The sequence below is a fragment of the Micromonospora olivasterospora genome (genome assembly GCF_007830265.1).
Taxonomy (GTDB): Bacteria; Actinomycetota; Actinomycetes; order Mycobacteriales; family Micromonosporaceae; genus Micromonospora; species Micromonospora olivasterospora.
Window position 1 is genome coordinate 2,030,468 of record NZ_VLKE01000001.1, and the last position, 15,464, is coordinate 2,045,931.

Here is a 15,464-nt window from a genome sequence, read left to right on the forward strand (position 1 = left end):
CCCGTCCAGCGGGGCGCGCCACCGAGGAGCAGCAGAGGACCGAGCACGGCCGGAAGCACACGCACGGGTGAGACTATAGGGGCCAATGTCCGTTTTGTCGAAAGTGTGCGCGGCTCAGGTGGCCGCCAGCACCACCGGTTCGGACATGAGGAAGTAGCGCTGGTCGTCCGCGTCCGGGTCGACCGGCTCGCGGAGCCGCTCCACCGCCACGTAGCCGTCCGCCGCGTACGCGAGGCCGGGCGCCCAGCCCAGCCCGTCCCGGCCCACCGTGAGCGGGAAGCGGGAGCGCTGCGCACCGGTCGCCGGGTCGAGGGTGACCAGGTCGTTCCCGTCGGTGAGCAGGTGCACCCGGCCGGGCTGGGCGGCCAGGATCCGGACCGGCCCGAGATCGCCCCTGCGCCACAGCTCCTCGCCGGTCCGGACGGACCGCGCGGTCAGCACCCCTTCGGTCACCCCGACGACCCGCTCGCCGGCCAGCTCGGACCCGGCCCCGTCGAGGCCCGGCGCGGCGACGGGCGGGCCCGCGCCGACGAGCCAACCCCGGGCCGGCGCGTCGGCCGGGCCGGCGGCGCGCAGGCCCCGGCACCGGGAGCGGTGGCTCACGCAGCCGACCAGGGTGGCGGACAGCTCCGCGGTGCCGCCCGGGGGCTGCCAGCGGGCCGTCGGCGTGCCGGTCGACACGTCGCGGTACTCGACGGCGGGCTGGCCGGCGCAGCGGTCGACCGCCACGAACTGCCCGGCCGCCGTGGTGCCCACGTCGGCGCGGCACCGGTCGTCCACACCGGCCGACCAGAGCTGCCGGCCGTCCGCCAACGCGAAGCCACGCACCCCGCGCCGCCCGGAGACCACCAGCACCGCCCGGCCGTCGGCGGACCGGGCGAGGAAGAGCCCCGGCGGGTCCCAGACGGTCCCGGCCCCGGTGCGCCGGGCGGCCGGGTGGTCGACGGGCGCCGGGCCGTCGGCCCGCCAGGCGACCCGTCCGGTACGCGCGTCCAGCGCCACCAGCTTCCCGTCCGACCAGTGGCTGACGACGGTGGTGCCCTCGGCCACCACCCCGCTCAACCGGGCCGGCCAGCGCCGGTACGACCAGTACGGGCTGGTGCGGTAGCGGCCGTCGGCGGGCTGGTCGGCGTACACCTGGCGGGCGGCCGTGTAGACGCGGAGCCGGCCGTCCACGATCAGCGGGGCCACCGGCAGCCGGCCCACCACCCCGCCGGCCGGGTTGACCGCCGACGGATAGCCGGCCCGGGCGACCGTCTCGACCTCGGCGGGAGCCAGCACCCGGTGCACGACGACCGCGACCGCCCCGACGCCGAGCAGCGCCGCGACCACCGCCGCGACCCCGCGCCGCCCCTTCGGGAACCCCATGCCGCACCTCCGTCCGGCACCCTACCGAGACAGACCCCGGTGGCCCCTGTCAGGTCGCGCGCCCGGCCCGGTGGCTCAGGCCGCCGCCGCGGCAGCCGGGGGCCGGACGGCGCGGGCGAGGTCGGCGAGGTCGCGGCGGAACGCGCCCTCGACCGCGCGGGCGGCCAGGCCGCCGAAGAGCAGGGCGAGGACCCGGCCGTAGGGGGCGGTGGGCAGCGCCTCCTGCCGCACGGTCACGGCGGTGCACGCCCGACCGCGCCGTCGCACCGGGCGCAGGGTCCAGGTCGTCCGGTAGTCCACGCCGACGCCGGGCGAGCTGAGCACCAGCCGCCGGGCCGGGACGGCCTCCACCACGACGAACTCCTCCGCGTGGGCGGCCCCGTCGGGCCGGATGCGGGTCTCCCGCCACGCGGTGCCGGGGGCGAGCCGGCCCGCCGCGAGCAGCTCGACCCCGCGGACCGTGGAGAGCCAGTCGACGCGGACCGGCAGGTCGACCAGCAGCCGCCAGAGCTCGACGGCCGGCGCCTCGATGATCTGGGTGACCGCGACCGTCGCCATGAGCACCTCCCGTGTCCCTCACGGTACGGAAGGTGAGGGCGCTGCGGGACCCCATTTTTCGCCGGCGGCGGGCCGGCCCGGGTCAGGCCCGGAACCCCCCGACCCGGACCGCCTCGACGAAGGCCGTCCAGCCCGCGGGGCGCACGGCCAGCGCCGGGCCGGACGGGTCCTTGGAGTCGCGTACGTTCCCCAGGGCGACCCGCGGCGCCGCGGCGTCGCCGGCGGACGCCCGCCGCGCGCGGTGCGGCGACGGGACCCGGGACGGTCGACGCGGCTGCACCCGACCCCGGTCGCACAGCGGGTGCGACCGCGGTCCGGGTTGCGGGGAGGCTCCGGCCGAGGTCAGCGGGCCGGACGGATGGTGCCGGTGACCTCGCCCAGGGCGATGGTGGTGCCGTCCGGTCCGGGCGCGGTGGCGGTGATGGTGACGGTGTCGCCGTCCTCCAGGAACGTGCGGGTCTCGCCGCCGCCGACCTTGACCGGCTCGGCGCCGCCCCAGGTCAGCTCCAGGAACGAGCCGACCTGGCCACGCTCGGGGCCGGAGACGGTGCCGGAGGCGTACAGGTCGCCGGTGCGCAGGGACGCGCCGTTGACGGTGAGGTGGGCCAACTGCTGGGCAGGTGTCCAGTACATGGTGGCGAACGGCGGCTCGCTGACCCGCTCACCGTTCCACTCCACGGCCAGCCGCAGGTCCAGCCCCAGGTGCGGCACGTCGTGCAGGTACTCCGCGACCGGCGGGTCCTGGTGGGGCGCGGGCACGAACGCGTCGGCGAGGGCGTCCAGGGGCGTCACCCAGGCCGACACCGAGGTGGCGAACGACTTGCCGAGGAACGGGCCGAGCGGCTGGTACTCCCAGGCCTGGATGTCCCGGGCGGACCAGTCGTTGACCAGCACCACCCCGAAGACATGGTCGGCGAAGTCGGCCACCGGGACCCGGCCGCCCAGCGCGCTCGGCACTCCGACGACGAAGCCGACCTCGGCCTCGATGTCGAGGCGTACGGACGGGCCGCAGACCGGCCCCTGCGGGGTGGCCCGCTGCCCGATGGGGCGGACGACCGGCGTGCCGGAGACCACCACCGTGCCGGCGCGGCCGTGGTAGCCGATCGGCAGGTGCTTCCAGTTCGGCAGCAGGGGCGGCTGGCCGGGGCGGAAGATCTGCCCGACGTTCGTCGCGTGGTGCTCGGAGGAGTAGAAGTCGACGTAGTCGGCGACCTCGAACGGCAGCAGCAGCGCGGCGTCGGTCAGCGGCACCAGCAGCGGCTCCACCGCGGGCCGGTGCGCCTCGTCGGTGAGTAGCTCGGTGACCCGCCGCCGGACGGCGGTCCACTGCGGGCGGCCCAGCGCCATGAACGCGTTGAGGGTGGGCCGGCGCAGCGCGCCCCGGCCAGCACCAGCTCCGCCGCCTCGGCGCCGGCCAGGTCCAGCACGAACTCGCCGATCCGCACCCCGATCCGGGGTTCGCCGCCGCCGGACCGGAACACCCCGTACGGCAGGTTGCGCACCCCGTACGCCGACCCGTCGGCACCCGTCACCCAGGTCATTCCTCGCCCCCGTTCACCAGCCCAAGCCGGATCAGATCGGTCAGTGGTTCCACGATGCTGCACGAGCCGAACCCGACCCAGAGTGGGCGGACGGCGTCCCGGGCCGCCCGCGCCCGCTCGACCAGCCGCGCCGGGTCGGTCGCGGCGAGCATGGTCGCCACCTCGTCCACCTCGGCGCCGTCGACGGCGGTGAGCGTGGCGACGAGCACGTTGCCGAAGCCGTGGTGGGTGAAGCCGGTCTCCGGCTCCAGGTGCCGGACGGCGTGGTGCAGCCCGGCGGTCAGCTTGAACGGCAGCTCCCGGTCCCGGCAGGCGCTGATCACGGCGGCCAGCTCGACCGGGGTCGGGAACAGCTCGGCGGCCAGCCCCCCGGTGCGGAACTTGGCGGCGATCGGCACGCCGGCGGCGCGGGCGGCGGCGAGCGCGTCCAGCGCCCCCATCAGCCCGAACGCGAGCGGCACCTCGGCGTACGCCCGCAGGCCGGTGGAGCGGGCGAAGGCGACCAGCGCGGCCAGGCCGGGCTGCGGATCCTCGCCGCGCTTGGCCACGGCCACCTCGACCTGCCGAATGTCGATCCGGGGGTCGGCCCCGGCGCGCACCTCGTAGAGCCGGTCCAGCGGGATGTCGGCGACCACCCCGACGGCGATCCGCTCGTCGGCGCCGAGCAGTCCGGCGAGGGCGGGCAGCGCCGAGGCGGGGACGAGCAGCGGCCCGACCAGGTCGGCGTACCAGGAGCCGCGGTGCCGGCGGTGCGCGGCGACCGCGTCGGGCAGCGTCGCGCTGCCGGGCGGGAAGACGGCGGCGTCGTCGACGAGGCCGGCGAGGAGGCGGGGCACCTGCGTTGACACGGAACAAGAACTTACGGGACGCTACAAGGAACGGACAACATCGTCCGATTATCGGACGCGGATGGCCGGTGAACGGGACGAATCGGGAGGCGACATGCCGTACTACCGCAGCGTCGGCGAGGTGCCCCGGAAGCGGCACACGCAGTTCCGCCAGCCCGACGGCACCCTGTACGCCGAGGAGCTGATGGGCCAGGAGGGCTTCTCCTCCGACTCGTCCCTGCTCTACCACCGCCACGCCCCGACCGCGATCGTCGCCGCCGAGGAGTACCGCCCGCCGGCGTTCACCCGGGCGCCGAACCTGCCGCTCAAGCCCCGCCACCTGCACACGCACAAGCTCGACGGCGGTACCGCCGACCCGATCCTCGGCCGGCGGTACCTGCTCGCCAACGACGACGTCCGGATCGCGTACGTGCTGGCCGACCAGCCGTCCCCGCTGTTCCGCGACGCCACCGGCGACCACTGCCTCTACGTGGAGTCGGGCACGATGCGGGTGGAGTCGCCGTTCGGCGTCCTCGACGCGGTGGCCGGCGACTACGTCATCATCCCCACCTCGGCCATCCACCGGCTCGTGCCGACCGGCGACGAGCCGGTCCGGCTGCTGGCCATCGAGGCGGCCGGGCACGTCGGCCCGCCCAAGCGCTACCTGTCGGTCCGGGGTCAGTTCCTGGAGCACTCGCCGTACTGCGAGCGGGACGTCCGGGGACCGGACGCGCCGCTGCTGGTCGACGGCGAGGACGTCGAGGTGCTGGTCCGCCACCGGTCCCGGGCTGGAAGCCCGGGTGGCAGCGGCACAGCTTGGACGCGTCACATCTACGCCAACCACCCGTTCGACGTGGTCGGCTGGGACGGGCACCTCTACCCGTGGGCGTTCTCCATCCACGACTTCGAGCCGATCACCGGCCGGATCCACCAGCCACCGCCGGTGCACCAGACGTTCCAGGGCCCGAACTTCGTCGTCTGCTCGTTCGTGCCGCGCAAGGTGGACTACCACCCGGACGCCATCCCGGTGCCGTACAACCACCACAACGTCGACTCCGACGAGATGCTGTTCTACACGGGCGGCAACTACGAGGCCCGGCGCGGCTCCGGCATCGAGCAGGGCTCCATCTCGCTGCACCCGTCCGGGTTCACGCACGGCCCCCAGCCGGGCGCGGCCGAGCGGGCGATCGGCGCCGAGTTCTTCGACGAGCTGGCGGTCATGGTCGACACGTTCCGGCCGCTGGACCTCTGCGACGCCGCGGGCGAGTGCGAGGACCCGGGGTACGCCTGGACCTGGGCGCGCCGGACCTAGCCGACCGGTGCCCGGCGGGTCGAATTCGGTGGACCGGACCGACCGGTGTCGGCCATCGTGACCGGATGAGCCGGGACGGTATGTCGGACGCCGAGCGGCGGGTCTGGGCGGCGCTGCCGAGCAGCGTACGCGAGGCACTGGACGCCCTGCCGGCCTCGGACCTGACCACGCTCCTGCTCTCCCTGGCCCGCACGCGGGCCGCGCGGGCGCGACCGGCGAAGGTGCTGCGCCGCTGGCGGGACGACCGTTTCGTACGCCTGGCCGACGGCGACCCGCGCGCGGCGGCGACCGTGCAGGCGCGGCTGTGGGACCTGCTGCCCCCCGGGGTGGAGGGTGTGGAACTCTCCCCGGTCGTGCCGTTGGGCACCTGCGCGGCGGTCACCCCGGCCGGCCAGAACCGGATCGTCACCGGGATGCGCCCGGTGGAGGTCGTCAGCGACCCCACCAACGCGGATTCTCGCGCGGCTGGTGCCGTCCGCCGCGCCACGGCTGCGGTTCACCGTCCTCGACTCCCCCGTGGTGCGGGAACGCATCGCCGACACGGTCCTGCCCGCCCTCGCCGCCGACGCGACCGACGCCCGTCCCGGCTGAGGCCCCGGCCTCAGCGCACGGTACGGGAGAACACCGCCAGCTCCGCCACGGCGGTGACGACGATCGCCAGGACCAGCGGCCACGGCGTACCCACGGCCGCGTACAGCAGCAGGAGGACAGGCGCGGCGGCCACCGCGTACACGGCGAGCGCCAGCGACCGGTCCGAACGGAACAGCTCCGGCAGGACGGTACGGGTCAACCCCGGCACCCGGGCCGCCAGCAGCCAGCCCACCACCGCCCCGCTGAGCGCCACCAGCACCGCGAGGAACCGGGACGGCCCGGACGCCCCGGCTGCCGCGACCGCCACCAGGACGGTGCCGACCAGCGACCAGCCCGCGCCGTACAGCACGAGCCGGCGCACGTCGTCGGAGACGCTCCGGCGCGGGTCGGGGACCGGCACGGGGACGACCGGGACGGTCTCCGACAGCTCCGCCAACGCCTCGGCGTACCGGCGCCGTTCCAGCCGGACGACGCCCGGCTCGTCGGCCGCGCCGGTCAGCTCCGGGTCGAGCCGCAGCGCCTCCCGGTACGCCCGCTCGGCCAGGTCGTACAGGCGCAGGCGGGCGGCGACGAGGCCGAGGACCAGGTGCGCCTGCGGCTCCTCCGGGGCCAGCTCCACGCCCCGCCAGGCGGCGTTGAGGGCGGGCTGCCCGTTGCGCGCGCCGGAGAGGATCGCCGCCGCGCTGCGCTGGGCGTACGGGTCGTCGGGGCCGGTGGCCAGCAACCGCTCGGCGGTGCGGGCGGACTCGGCGTACTCGCCCAGGTCGGCCAGCGCGAGCCCGCGCACGACGAGCGGGCCGGCCGTGTCCGGGGCGACGGTCAGCGCCGCCTCGGCGGCGGCCCGGGCCTCGTCGGGCCGGCCGGCGGCGAGGTGTACCCGGGCGAGCGTGGTCAGCGCGGTCGGGTTCGCCGGTTCCAGGGCGAGCGCGAAACCCACCTCGCCGGCGGCCTCGTCGTACCGGCCCAGGTCGGCCAGGAGCTGGGCCCGCTGGAGGTGGCCCTCGGCGGTGGCGTCGCTCGACATGCCGCGCACCCCTCCAGCTAGGCGGGGACCGGGTAGACCAGTGCGACCGCGATTCCGGCCAGCCCTTCCCCTCGGCCGGTGAAGCCCAGGCCGTCGGTGGTGGCCGCGGAGACACTGACCGGGGCACCGACCGCCTCCGACAGCACCGCCTCGGCCTCGGCCCGGCGCGGCCCGATCTTCGGCCGCTTGCCGACCACCTGCACCGACACGTTGCCGATCTGGAAGCCGGCCGCGCGGACCCGGCGGGCGGTCTCGGTGAGCAGCGCGACGCCGGGGGCGCCCGCCCACTCCGGCTCGGCCACCCCGAAGTTCGACCCGAGGTCGCCGAGACCCGCGGCGGAGAGCAGGGCGTTGCAGGCCGCGTGGGCGGCCACGTCCGCGTCCGAGTGGCCGGCCAGGCCGTCCTGGTCGGGCCAGTGCAGGCCGGCCACCCAGCAGGGCCGGCCGGGCGCGAAGGCGTGCACGTCCGTGGCGACGGCCACCCGAGGAACGATCATGACCCGAGGGTACGCCCGGATCAGTGGCGACCTGAAGGGGCTGACGATCGACATCGCGGAGGCGGCGCTGCCCCGGCTGCGGCGTTGTGCGAGGGGCGGCGCGGCGCTACTCCGGCTGCGGCGCCGAGCGGAGCAGGTGCTCGGCCAGCGCCAGGTCGAAGGGCCGGGTGACCTTGAGGGCGTACTCCGACCCGGGGACGCAGACCACCGGCACGCCCTGCTTCTCCACGAGGCCGGCGTCGTCGGTGAGCGCGTCGGCGGCCGCGGCGTGGGCGGCGGCCAGCACTGGGCGGCGGAAGCCCTGCGGGGTCTGCACGGCCCGCAGGGCGGACCGGTCGACGGTGCCGAGGACCAGCTCGCCCGCGCCGACCTCCTTGATCGTGTCGACCACCGGCAGCACGGGGATCACGGCGTCGTGCCCGGAGCGGACCGCCGCGGCGACCGCCTCGACCAGGTCGGGCGGGGTCAGCGCGCGGGCCGCGTCGTGGACCAGGACGATCTCCGGGCCGGCGGGCACGGCCGCGAGCGCGGCCGCCACGGACGCCTGCCGTTCCGCGCCGCCGGGGACGACCAGCGCCGGGGCGACCGGGGCGAGCAGTCGGCGGACCGCCTCGACCTCGGCCGCCGGGGCGGCCACCACGATCGTGTGCACGGACGGGGCGGCGGCGATCCGGCGTACGGCGTGCACCAGCAACGGCTCACCGGCGAGCACGCGCAGGGCCTTGGGTGCGCCCGGGCCGAGGCGTACCCCCGCGCCGGCCGCAGGGACGAGGACCGCGACGTCACCGCGCGGATTGAGCTGCGCGGTCACGTCGCGGTCCTCGGGTTTCTTTGCTTTGGGGCGGGTACGAGAGTGCTGTGGGAACTAGGCCTCGGTCAGCACCTTGTCGAGCAGCGTCTCCGCCTCGTCCTTGGTGCTCTTCTCGGCCAGCGCGACCTCGCCGACGAGAATGTCGCGGGCCTTGGCGAGCATGCGCTTCTCGCCAGCGGACAGCCCCCGCTCCCGCTCCCGGCGCCACAGGTCGCGGACGACCTCGGCCACCTTCAGCGGGTTGCCGGAGGCCAGCTTCTCCAGATTCGCCTTGTAACGCCGCGACCAGTTGGTCGGCTCCTCGGTGTGCGGAGCCCGGAGGACGTCGAAGACCTTACCCAGGCCCTCCTCGCCGACCACCTCGCGCACACCCACGATCTCGGCGTTCTCAGCGGGCACCCGGACCGTCAGGTCACCCTGCGCAACCCTCAGGACGAGGTACTGCTTGGGCTCGCCCTTGATGACCCGAGTCTCGATTGCCTCGATGAGTGCGGCCCCGTGGTGGGGGTAAACAACGGTCTCGCCGACACTGAAAACCATAGGTTCGAAACCCCTTTCGCTGTGTCTAGGGTAACACGCTCAGGCACCGATGTCCCACCGCTGTCCTGACCGTTGGCGCAGCTCAGGGGCCCTGTGAGAGGTATTTCTTCCGCTTGACAGGCGGCCAAGCCGATGGTTCGAACACGCTCCGTGATGGCCGTATGACAACCCGGCACGGGTGATCGGGGCGTGGATTTCTCGGGCGATGCGCTCGTCCCATGGTATCCCGCTCGGGCCGACCGCGCCCAGGTGTAGCGGGAGGAGCCGACGGTGCGGGACGCTAAAGGCGAACCGCTGTCCGCGCGCCGAGACGGTTCGAGGGGGTCCGATGGGCATGCCTGACGCAGACGGCTCCGGCCCCACCGACGGCCTCCCCGGCCTGCCGCCGGAGTGGGGCCGGGTGGTCGTGCCGGACGACGCGTCCGCGCTGGCCGAGGAGGCCGAGCAGGTCCGGCGCGAGCTGCGCCGACGGGCCGGCCGGACCCGGTGGCGTGGCCGGCTCGGCCTGGCGCCCCGCCCGGACGGGCGGCTCCCGCTCGGCCTGCCGCTGCTCGTCGTCCTGGTGGCGGTGCTCGCCACCGTCGCCGGGCTGTTCGCCGTCACCTGGCCCCGCCCGCCGCGCACCCCCGACCGGCCGACCGTCGAGCCGTACCCGACGCCGACCGACCTGACCGGCCGGCCGCTGCCCGCACTGGAGCTGATCGACGCCGAGAACGCGGCCGTCTCGCTGCGCGCGTCGCTCCCCGCGATGATCATCCTGGTGGACGCGTGCGCCTGCCCGCAGCGCGTGGCCGAGGCCGCCGCGCTCGCGCCGCCGGGGGTGACCGTGGTCACCGTGACCGGCGGCCGTACGGTCGATCCCACCACCGCCTCCGTCCCGCCGCCCGTCCGCGCGCTCGCCGACCCGGCCGGCGGCCTGCGGGCGTTCCTGCGCCTGCCGCCGCGGCCCGACACGGCGCCCGCCCTCCTGGTCGACCGCGGCGGGGCCGTGCTGCGCGTGGTGCCGGAGCTGCGCTCCGCCGAGGACTACCGCGCCGATCTGTCCCGTCTCGCCGCCTGATATCGCACGGGCGGGCGGCACCATGTCGGCGACGTGGGGGTGTCCGAACGTCACGGATGCCGCCAGGTCGGCGACACGGAGTGGATCATCCGGCTTAGGGAAACACGGTGGAGCAGGTGCGGGCCGCCGCGGGCGGCCACGACCCGGCGCTGCGCAGGCAGGCCGGGCGACAGCGTCAGCCGGGCCCGCCAGACCGTCCGGCTGAACTGCCCCGCGCCGCCGTGCGGGTCCCGCCGCCGGTCCCGCAGTACGGCGCGACAGGGCAGCAGGGCCCGCCGCGGTGGCCACGGCCCGCCGTCCTCAGCCCTGGCGGTCCAGCAGTGCCGCGTACAGGGTCAGGCCGGGGCCGAACGCGAGCATCATGACCCGCCCCGGTGGCCGCGCCGCGCGCAGCAGCCGGTCGAGGATCAGCAGCACCGTCGGCGAGGAGCAGTTGCCGTGCTCGTCCAGCGTCGCCCGGGACGCGGCCAGCCCTTCCGCCGGCAGGGCCAGCTCGCGTTCCACCACGTTGAGGATGCGCGGGCCGCCCGGGTGCACCGCCCAGCCGTCCACGTCGGCGGGGACCGCGCCGTGCCGGGCCAGCAGGTCGTCCACCAGGCCACGGACGTGCGCGGAGAGCACCTGCGGCACCTTCGGCGACAGCCCCATCCGGAAGCCGGTGTCGGTGACGTCCCAGGTCATGTGGTCGGCGGTCGACGTGTCGGTGACCGAGGTGACCTCGCGCAGCGCGTACCCCCGGCCGTCGGGGACGACGACGGCGGCGACGGCGGCGTCGGAGAAGAGCGCGTGGGAGACGATCTGCTGGGTGTCCACCCGCGCCGTGGCGGGCTGGATGTGCAGGCTGGTCAGCTCCGCGCAGAGCAGCAGCGCGGGACGCCCCCGGGCGGTGACGAAGTCGCCCGCCGCCCCGAGCCCCGGCAGGGCGGCATAGCAGCCCATGTGCCCGACGAACATGCGCTGGGTGTCCGGGGCCATGCCCAGGTCGCGGGCGAGCAGGATGTCCAGCCCAGGCGTGGCGTACCCGGTGCACGAGCAGACCACGAACAGCCCGACGTCTCCGGCGGCCAGGCCGGCGGCCGTCAACGCCCGGCCGACCGCCTCCTTGCCCAGCGGCAGCGCCTCGACCTGGTAGCGCCGCATCCGGCGCTCGGTCGGCCAGTCCGAGACGTCCTCCAGCAGGGGATTGACCGCCGCCTGGCGCCGGCTCACGCCCGAGTTGGCGAAGATCCGCTGGGCCAGCGCCCGGGTGGCGCCGGCGAAGTGCCGGGAAAAGAAGCTCTCCCAGAGCTCGTCCTGCGCCGCAGCCGGCGGCTGCGCCACGCCCAGGCCCGCGATCACCGGTACGGCCACGTCCCCCACCTCTCGTCCGCCAGCCCTCTTCACCACGTCGCATTCCGTTCGCGCTGCGGGACGGGCAACCGCGGCCCGTTCCTCGCACTCACCAACGAGGGGCGGTGCCGTCGCGGTCCGGGTCCCCGCCCAACGCGGCGACGCCCAGCCAGTCCGCGCACACGTCCGAGGTGGCCGGGTGCAGCGAGCCGCACCGGGCGTCCCGGTAGAGCCGCTCCAGCGGGTGGCCCCGGCGGGTCGCCGAGGTGCCCGCGGCCTCCAGCATGGACGCTGCCACCTCCGCCGCGGTGGTGCCGGCGAGCAGCTTGGCGCGCCACACCCAGCGGTTGGTCTCCGCGTCCCCGGGCGCCTCGTCGACCCGGCGGGCGGCCTCGGCGACCGCCAGTCCGGACGCCGCCACCGCCGCGTCGGCGCGGCCCAGGCGGGCCCGGACCGCCGGCAGGCCGGCGAGGTTGCGGACGTTCGCGTGCTCCGCCGCCGCGTCGACGGCGGCCCGGGCCACCCCGACGTAGACCGCCGCGTAGCTGGCCACCAGCCAGTGCGGCATGAGCTGGGCGACCACCAGGGCCAACCCTTCCACGCCGCCGAGCAGCCGGTCCGCTGGCACGGTCACGTCCAGGTGCAGGTCGTGCGAGGAGGTGGCGCGCATGCCGAGCGAGTCCCAGGTCGGCTCGACCGTCAGCCCGTCGCCGGCCGGCACCAGGAACTGGGAGACCAGCGACGGGTCGGCGGCGCTGCGGGCGGCCACCAGGTAGCCGTCGGCGTGCCCGGCGCCGGAGCAGAACGTCTTGCTGCCCTTGAGCCGGAAGCCGCCGTCCACCGGCTCGTACACCGTGCTGAGCTGGGAGAGCCGGGCGCCCGCGCCGCGCTCGCTCATCGCCACCGCGTACCAGGCGCCGTCGGCCGCCGCGCGCAGCAGCCGGTCCCGGGCGGCCAGCGCCTCGTCCGGCACGCCGAGGGCCCCGGCCAGCTCCTCCGTGACCGCGCCGAGCGCGCCGGTGACCGAGGCGTGCATGTTGAACACGAGCGCGGTCGCGCCGTTGCCCCTGGCCAGCTCGGTGGCCACGGCGGCGTACCCGGCGAAGGTCGCCCCCGAGCCCCCCAGCTCCGGCGGCACCATCAGCCCGAACAGCCCGGCGTCGCGCAGGTCCCGGAAGTCCTCGACCGGGAACGTGCCGTCCCGGTCGTGCTCCGCCGCCCGGGCGGCGAAACGCGGCGCCAACCGGCGGGCCGCCTCCAGCGCGTGCACAGTCATACCGTCCCCTCTCGGCGTCCCCTGACGTTCCCGCCCCGGCCCGGCTACCCGCGCCGGACGCCGCGCCCCTGGTAGAGCACCGCGGTGGACCAGGTGGGCTTGATCTCCGGCGCCGGCCCGGCCGGCGTCGACTGTGGACCTCGGCGGCCGGCGGCGCGCGCCCGGCGGACGAGCCAGCGCAGCGTGCCGCGTAGCCCCGGGCGCACGCCCCGGACCCGCAGGTCCACGCCGTGCCGGGCGCACTCGGCGATCAACTGCCGGTGGTCCACGAACAACCGTGGGTCGTGGATGCCCCGGGGCACGGTCGGCAGCCGCTCGCCGATCTCGACTGCCAGGAGCCGGCAGAGGACGGTGTCGTTGAGGGTGTCCAGCACCAGCAGGCCCCCCGGCCGCAGCAGCCGGCACGCCTCGGCGACCGCCCGCCGCCAGTCGGGGACGTGCTCCAGCACCTCCCCGGCGGCCACCACGTCGGCGCAGCCGTCGGCCAGCGGCACGGCGGTGGCGTCGGCGTTGACCACGGTCACCCCGTGCTCGGCGGCCTGGGCCAGCGCGGAGCGGGTGAGGTCCACCCCGACGTGCCGGTAGCCCTTCCCGGTCAGGTGGGGAGCGAGCAGCCCGGCGCCGCAGCCCAGGTCGACCAGCAGCGCGCCGGGACGCGGGGCCGGCGGCACCAGCGCCGCCCGGGCCCGGGCGAGCCAGTGCAGCATGGCGAAGACCCCGTCCGGGCGCCACCACTCGTCGGCCAGGTCGTCGTACTGCCGCGGATCGTTCGGCGGCAGCACGCGGCCACCGGCGGACACCGGGGACGAACCCTCTCCCATTGCACGAGCGTGGCACGACTGGGCGGTAACGGCCAGACTTCCCTTATGTCGACGATGGTGTTAGGGCTGGTCAGGGCGAGCCACCCGGAGCCCGCCGCGGCCGTCACCGCGGTCGCCGGGCTGCTCGCCTGGGGCGTGGGGCACCGCCCGGCCGGGGTCGCCGCGGTGACCCTCACCGTGCTGGCCAGCCAGCTCGCGGTCGGCTGGTCCAACGACCACCAGGACGCCGACCGCGACGCCGCGGTGGGGCGTACCGACAAGCCGGTGGCCGCGGGCACGGTGAGCCGGCGGGCGGTCGGCCTGGCCACGCGGGCCGCCACCCTGGTCACGGTCGTGCTCGCGGCGGCGGCCACCAACCGCGCGGCAGCGCTCTGCGCGGCCGCCGGTCTGGTCTCCGCGCTGTTCTACAACTGGCCGCTGAAGTCGACACCGGCCTCCGTGCTGCCGTACGCGGTGTCGTTCGGCAGCCTGCCCGCCTTCGTGGTGCTGGCCCTGCCCGGCGCGCCCGTCCCGCCCGCCTGGCTGGTGGCCGCCGCCGCCCTGCTCGGCGCCGGCGCGCACTTCGCCAACGTGCTGCCGGACCTGGCCGACGACGCCCGGACCGGGGTGCGCGGGCTGCCGCACCGGCTCGGCGCGACCGGCAGCCGGCTGGCCGCCGCCGCGCTGCTGCTGGCGGCGACCGGCACGCTGGTCGTCGGGCCGCCCGGGCCGCCGTCGTGGGCCGGCCTGTCGGCCCTCGCGGCGGCCGCCGTGGTGCCGCCCCTGACCTGGTACGTCACCAGCCGCGTGGGTGGGGCCGGCGTACGGGGGGTGGCGGCGTTCCGGGCGGTGCTGCTGGTGGCCCTGATCGACGTGGTGCTGCTGGTGGCGAGCGGCCGGGTCGTCTGACGCCGCCCCGGGCAGGTGGTGGTGCCGGGTCGCCGTCCGGGCCTCGATCAGCCCCAACTACCCTGGATCCCGGTCTGCGCGGGTATGGCCACCGCGCCCGGGAACAGCCGGGTGGGGATCGTGACGAGGAGGACCGACGTGACGCGCTCGATCAGGGGACCCCGGCGGGCGGCCCTGCTGCTGGCCGGCACGGCCGCGGCGACCGGCCTGCTGCTCTCCGGCTGCGGGTCCGGGCAGATTGCCGAGACCGCCGTCAAGCAACCGTCGGTGCAGGGCGTCAACGTCCAGACCCCGGACAACGAGCTCAAGGTGCGCGGCCTGTACGTCGAGTACCCGGGCCCGACCGGCTACCAGGCCGGGGCGAACGCCGCGCTCAACGCCGTCATCTACAACGACTCGACGGAGGCGGTGACGCTGACGGTCACCACGGACAGCGCCCGCGAGGTCGTCGTCTCCAGCGGCTCGGCCAGCCCGTCGGCCCCGGCCGGCGCGTCGCCGTCCGAGCACGCGTCGCCGTCGGAGCACGCCTCGCCGTCGGAGCACGCCTCGCCGTCCGCGTCGGCCAGCCCGTCCGAGAGCGCGGCGCCGTCCGAGTCGGCCAGCCCGTCCGAGAGCGGCTCGCCGTCGCCGGCGCCCTCGGAGAGCCCGGCCGCGCCGGCCGGCGAGCCGGCCCGGATCGAGATCCCGGCCAACAGCTACGTCCAGCTCAACGTCCAGGGCGGCCGGTTCCTCCAGCTCGTCGGGCTGAACGAGCGGCGGCTCGTCGGCGAGTCGGTCAACCTGGTCTTCGACTTCGGCAACGGCAGGACGATCAGCGCGGCCGCGGCGATCGGCGTCCCCCTGACCCCGGGCGCGCCGGCCTCCCCGATCATCGAGCGCGAGGGCGGGCACGGCGCGGAGGGCGGCACCGAGGCCGGCTCCGGCGGGCACGGCTGACCCGCACCCCCGACCGTCGACCGAACCGCCGGCGTGGCACCCGCCACGCCGGCGGTTCTTCGTCGTACGGGAACGCTAGCGTCCT

Annotated in this window: 16 protein-coding genes and 1 pseudogene; 5 read left to right on the forward strand and 12 right to left on the reverse strand. The window is 76.1% G+C overall.

From position 1 onward, the window contains the following. Positions 1 to 114 precede the first annotated feature (114 nt). The 5 genes and pseudogenes from JD77_RS09310 to JD77_RS09330 all read right to left on the reverse strand — a co-directional run bounded on the left by JD77_RS09310 (position 115) and on the right by JD77_RS09330 (position 4,315). A complete protein-coding gene (locus tag JD77_RS09310) occupies positions 115 to 1,368 on the reverse strand; it encodes an outer membrane protein assembly factor BamB family protein (protein ID WP_145773919.1) in 1,254 nt (417 codons plus the stop codon). A 75-nt stretch (positions 1,369 to 1,443) separates the two neighbouring features. Further along, complete coding sequence (locus tag JD77_RS09315) at positions 1,444 to 1,926, reverse strand: SRPBCC family protein (protein WP_145773920.1); 483 nt, start codon at positions 1,924 to 1,926, stop codon at positions 1,444 to 1,446. 82 nt (positions 1,927 to 2,008) lie between these two features. Beyond that, positions 2,009 to 2,206: a DUF397 domain-containing protein gene (locus JD77_RS09320; protein ID WP_145773921.1), complete on the reverse strand. Its 198-nt coding sequence runs from the start codon at positions 2,204 to 2,206 to the stop codon at positions 2,009 to 2,011. Between the two features lie 62 nt (positions 2,207 to 2,268). Then, positions 2,269 to 3,467 (reverse strand): annotated as a pseudogene (gene fahA / locus JD77_RS09325) (fumarylacetoacetase). Beyond that, a complete protein-coding gene (locus JD77_RS09330; protein WP_145773922.1) occupies positions 3,464 to 4,315 on the reverse strand; it encodes a hypothetical protein in 852 nt (283 codons plus the stop codon). The pseudogene fahA and the gene JD77_RS09330 overlap by 4 nt, the downstream one beginning before the upstream one ends. Before the next feature lie 94 nt (positions 4,316 to 4,409). Between JD77_RS09330 and JD77_RS09335 the strand changes: the two genes are divergently transcribed. Next, a complete protein-coding gene (locus JD77_RS09335; protein ID WP_145777495.1) occupies positions 4,410 to 5,606 on the forward strand; it encodes a homogentisate 1,2-dioxygenase in 1,197 nt (398 codons plus the stop codon). A 468-nt stretch (positions 5,607 to 6,074) separates the two neighbouring features. After that, positions 6,075 to 6,197 (forward strand): hypothetical protein, encoded by a 123-nt coding sequence (locus JD77_RS34690; protein WP_281292092.1) that lies wholly within the window; start codon positions 6,075 to 6,077, stop codon positions 6,195 to 6,197. A 10-nt stretch (positions 6,198 to 6,207) separates the two neighbouring features. On the opposite strand, the gene JD77_RS09340 is transcribed toward JD77_RS34690, so the two are convergent. From JD77_RS09340 to JD77_RS09355, 4 genes are all read right to left on the reverse strand, one after another. Next, on the reverse strand, positions 6,208 to 7,221 hold the full coding sequence (locus JD77_RS09340) for a tetratricopeptide repeat protein (RefSeq protein ID WP_145773923.1): 1,014 nt from the start codon (positions 7,219 to 7,221) through the stop codon (positions 6,208 to 6,210). A 17-nt stretch (positions 7,222 to 7,238) separates the two neighbouring features. After that, entirely contained in the window at positions 7,239 to 7,718 is a 480-nt protein-coding gene (gene ispF / locus JD77_RS09345) for a 2-C-methyl-D-erythritol 2,4-cyclodiphosphate synthase (RefSeq protein ID WP_145773924.1), read from the reverse strand. A 106-nt stretch (positions 7,719 to 7,824) separates the two neighbouring features. Continuing rightward, positions 7,825 to 8,529, reverse strand: a complete 705-nt coding sequence (gene ispD / locus JD77_RS09350; RefSeq protein ID WP_145773925.1) for a 2-C-methyl-D-erythritol 4-phosphate cytidylyltransferase — start codon at positions 8,527 to 8,529, stop codon at positions 7,825 to 7,827. Positions 8,530 to 8,583: 54 nt separating this feature from the next. Beyond that, positions 8,584 to 9,069 (reverse strand): CarD family transcriptional regulator, encoded by a 486-nt coding sequence (locus JD77_RS09355; protein ID WP_007073334.1) that lies wholly within the window; start codon positions 9,067 to 9,069, stop codon positions 8,584 to 8,586. Between the two features lie 328 nt (positions 9,070 to 9,397). On the opposite strand from JD77_RS09355, the gene JD77_RS09360 reads away from it, so the two are divergent. Next, positions 9,398 to 10,129 carry a hypothetical protein gene (locus JD77_RS09360; RefSeq protein WP_145773926.1) on the forward strand — a complete coding sequence of 244 codons (732 nt, stop codon included), beginning with the start codon at positions 9,398 to 9,400 and terminating at the stop codon, positions 10,127 to 10,129. 300 nt (positions 10,130 to 10,429) lie between these two features. Here JD77_RS09360 and JD77_RS09365 read toward each other — a convergent pair whose 3' ends face one another. The 3 genes from JD77_RS09365 to JD77_RS09375 all read right to left on the reverse strand — a co-directional run bounded on the left by JD77_RS09365 (position 10,430) and on the right by JD77_RS09375 (position 13,555). Then, positions 10,430 to 11,479 carry a type III polyketide synthase gene (locus JD77_RS09365; RefSeq protein WP_145773927.1) on the reverse strand — a complete coding sequence of 350 codons (1,050 nt, stop codon included), beginning with the start codon at positions 11,477 to 11,479 and terminating at the stop codon, positions 10,430 to 10,432. 88 nt (positions 11,480 to 11,567) lie between these two features. Continuing rightward, positions 11,568 to 12,734, reverse strand: a complete 1,167-nt coding sequence (locus JD77_RS09370) for an acyl-CoA dehydrogenase family protein (protein ID WP_145773928.1) — start codon at positions 12,732 to 12,734, stop codon at positions 11,568 to 11,570. 44 nt (positions 12,735 to 12,778) lie between these two features. Further along, positions 12,779 to 13,555, reverse strand: a complete 777-nt coding sequence (locus tag JD77_RS09375) for a class I SAM-dependent methyltransferase (protein ID WP_387228735.1) — start codon at positions 13,553 to 13,555, stop codon at positions 12,779 to 12,781. A 45-nt stretch (positions 13,556 to 13,600) separates the two neighbouring features. On the opposite strand from JD77_RS09375, the gene JD77_RS09380 reads away from it, so the two are divergent. Further along, positions 13,601 to 14,443, forward strand: a complete 843-nt coding sequence (locus JD77_RS09380) for a UbiA family prenyltransferase (protein ID WP_145773929.1) — start codon at positions 13,601 to 13,603, stop codon at positions 14,441 to 14,443. Between the two features lie 138 nt (positions 14,444 to 14,581). Then, complete coding sequence (locus JD77_RS09385; RefSeq protein ID WP_145773930.1) at positions 14,582 to 15,379, forward strand: hypothetical protein; 798 nt, start codon at positions 14,582 to 14,584, stop codon at positions 15,377 to 15,379. Positions 15,380 to 15,464 lie beyond the last annotated feature (85 nt).

Bases quoted from the DNA above. Each gene is read 5' to 3' on its own strand.
- JD77_RS09310 (WP_145773919.1), bottom strand. From the start codon at position 1,368: ATGGGGTTCCCGAAGGGGCGGCGCGGGGTCGCGGCGGTGGTCGCGGCG.
- JD77_RS09315 (WP_145773920.1), bottom strand. From the start codon at position 1,926: ATGGCGACGGTCGCGGTCACCCAGATCATCGAGGCGCCGGCCGTCGAG.
- JD77_RS09335 (WP_145777495.1), top strand. From the start codon at position 4,410: ATGCCGTACTACCGCAGCGTCGGCGAGGTGCCCCGGAAGCGGCACACG.
- JD77_RS09340 (WP_145773923.1), bottom strand. From the start codon at position 7,221: ATGTCGAGCGACGCCACCGCCGAGGGCCACCTCCAGCGGGCCCAGCTC.
- ispF (WP_145773924.1), bottom strand. From the start codon at position 7,718: ATGATCGTTCCTCGGGTGGCCGTCGCCACGGACGTGCACGCCTTCGCG.
- JD77_RS09355 (WP_007073334.1), bottom strand. From the start codon at position 9,069: ATGGTTTTCAGTGTCGGCGAGACCGTTGTTTACCCCCACCACGGGGCC.
- JD77_RS09360 (WP_145773926.1), top strand. From the start codon at position 9,398: ATGGGCATGCCTGACGCAGACGGCTCCGGCCCCACCGACGGCCTCCCC.
- JD77_RS09370 (WP_145773928.1), bottom strand. From the start codon at position 12,734: ATGACTGTGCACGCGCTGGAGGCGGCCCGCCGGTTGGCGCCGCGTTTC.
- JD77_RS09375 (WP_387228735.1), bottom strand. From the start codon at position 13,555: ATGGGAGAGGGTTCGTCCCCGGTGTCCGCCGGTGGCCGCGTGCTGCCG.
- JD77_RS09380 (WP_145773929.1), top strand. From the start codon at position 13,601: ATGTCGACGATGGTGTTAGGGCTGGTCAGGGCGAGCCACCCGGAGCCC.